Here is a 2211-nt window from a genome sequence, read left to right on the forward strand (position 1 = left end):
GGGAGGCGTACAGCCTCGCCGGCCGGCCTCCCCGTGCCCCCACTCATGCGCGGCATGCGCCCCTCGTGCTGCCGGATTTCGATCGATGCGCTGGTACGGATAGTTATGATCCGTAGCGCACGGTGGGTATGACTCCTGCTGAGCACGAATACGCGTACCGATGTCCGCTCGACGTGGAGGTGAAACGCCGTGGCACTCTCGATCTCCGCCGTGGTGCTGCTGGCGATCATCGTCTTCCTGCTGGTCCGAAGGGCGGGCCTGAAGGCGGGACATGCGGTGGTCTGCGTACTGCTCGGCTTCTACCTGGCGAGTTCCACCATCGCCCCGACGCTCAGCCAGCTCACCTCGAACGTGGCGAGCATGATCAGTGGCCTCAAGTTCTAGGTCGTGCCTCGTAGGCTAGGCCCATGAACGGTCTTCCCGCCCGTCGTCTGCTCCTCGTGCACGCGCACCCCGACGACGAGTCGATCAACAACGGCGTCACCATGGCCAAGTACGCGGCCGAGGGCGCCCACGTCGCGTTGGTGACCTGCACCCTGGGCGAGGAGGGTGAGGTCATCCCGCCCGGGCTCGCCCACCTGGCGGCCGACCGCGACGACACCCTCGGCGCCCACCGGGTCGGCGAGCTCGCCGCGGCCATGGCCGAACTGGGCGTCCACGACCACCGGTTCCTCGGCGGCCCCGGCCGCTTCCGGGACTCCGGGATGACGGGCGCCCCGCAGAACCACCACCCGGAGGCCTTCTGGTCCGCCGACGTGGACGAGGCCGCCGCGTACCTCGTGGAGGTGATCCGGGAGCTGCGTCCGCAGGTGCTCGTCACCTACGACCCCGACGGCGGATACGGGCACCCCGACCACATCCAGGCCCACCGGGTCGCCATGCGCGCCGCCGAACTGGCTGCGGAGACCGCGTACCGGCGCGACCTCGGCGAGCCCCACACGATCGGGAAGATCTACTGGAACCGCGTCCCGCGTTCGGTGGTCGAGGAGGGCTTCGCCCGGCTGCGCGCCGCGGGGGGCGGGGTGCCGTTCCCCGCGGTGGGCTCGCCCGAGGACGTGCCGGGGGTGGTCGCCGACGAGCGGATCACCGCCGAGATCGAGGCCAAGGACACCTTCGTGGCGGCGAAGGCGGCCGCCATGCGGGCCCACGCCACCCAGATCGCCGTGGACGGACCCTTCTTCGCCCTCTCCAACGACCTGGCGCAGCCGCTGTTCACCCGCGAGTACTACGAACTCGTCGAAGGCCGGCCGGGCGTCCCGGCGGGCGAACGCGAACACGACCTCTTCGCGGGGGTGCAGGCGTGAGCGGCACGGCGACGGCCGGGCGGATCGCCGGCTGCCTGGGCATGCTGGTCGCGGGCGCGCTGACCGGCGCGGCCGGCTGGCTGGTGGTCGGCCTCTGGTTCCCCGGCGGTCTGCTGCTCGCCCTGCTGGCCGTCCTCGGACTGTTCCTGGGGGGCCGGATCGCCCTCGGGACCGGCCTCGGGGTGGGTGGCGCCACCGTCGGCTGGTTCCTCTCCTACGTGATGCTCAGCATTCCGCGCCCCGAGGGCGACTTCCTCCTCGGTTCGTCCGGAATCGGCGTGTACGTCTACCTTTTGGGCGGAACCGTTCTCGCTGTGATGTGTGCCACGATGCGCGATCCGCTGGATCGGCCGGTTTCGGCCGCTCGGCCCGCCAAGTGACGTGGTGTCGGACCTCGTAGGGAGCTTCGTCGCGGGATGCGCGCGGGCGCTCGCCGTGCGCTTCAGAGGGGTTTGACCGGCCCTATCAGGAACCCGTGATTCCCGCCGGTCAGTTGCGTCCGGGCGGCGGCCAGTATGGTGGACGGGCCGCCGAGCTGCCCGCGCACGGTATGACGGGCGGCGGAGCCAACCGGGAGAACCTGCCTTGAGTCGTGAAACCGACAGTTCGTCCTCCGGGCCCAAGGGGCACGGTGGAGCCGCCTACCCCTTGGGGACACCGCCGTACGGAACCGGCCAGTACCCGTCCACGGACGCTGCGGCGACCGCTCCGGAGGAGAACTCTGTGACCTCGAAGCCGTCCACGCCCGATTCCGACGGGCCCAAGACCGAGACCACCCTGACGACCCGGATCCGGATCAACATCCCGGGTTCGCGGCCGATCCCGCCGGTGGTCGTGCGCAAGGCGATGGGCCCCGGCTCCGGCTCGGGCGGAGCCGGCGAGCAGACCGCGCCGGAGCCCACGTCCG

At 71.1% G+C, this 2211-nt stretch carries 3 protein-coding genes and 1 pseudogene; all 4 read left to right on the plus strand.

What is annotated here, in order from left to right; translation table 11 throughout:
* The first annotated feature begins 189 nt into the window (after nucleotides 1-189).
* Entirely contained in the window at nucleotides 190-384 is a 195-nt protein-coding gene (locus tag ACWGIU_RS31995; RefSeq protein ID WP_030012369.1) for a hypothetical protein, read from the plus strand.
* A gap of 23 nt (nucleotides 385-407) precedes the next feature.
* Complete coding sequence (mshB, locus tag ACWGIU_RS32000; RefSeq protein ID WP_453711609.1) at nucleotides 408-1304, plus strand: N-acetyl-1-D-myo-inositol-2-amino-2-deoxy-alpha-D-glucopyranoside deacetylase; 897 nt, start codon at nucleotides 408-410, stop codon at nucleotides 1302-1304.
* Nucleotides 1301-1684, plus strand: coding sequence for a DUF6113 family protein (locus ACWGIU_RS32005; RefSeq protein WP_453711610.1), 384 nt, complete (start codon nucleotides 1301-1303; stop codon nucleotides 1682-1684). The genes mshB and ACWGIU_RS32005 overlap by 4 nt, the downstream gene beginning before the upstream one ends.
* Nucleotides 1685-1952: 268 nt before the next feature.
* Nucleotides 1953-2211 (plus strand): annotated as a pseudogene (locus ACWGIU_RS32010) (hypothetical protein); the annotation flags it as partial.

The organism is Streptomyces sp. NPDC054840, from assembly GCF_053611065.1.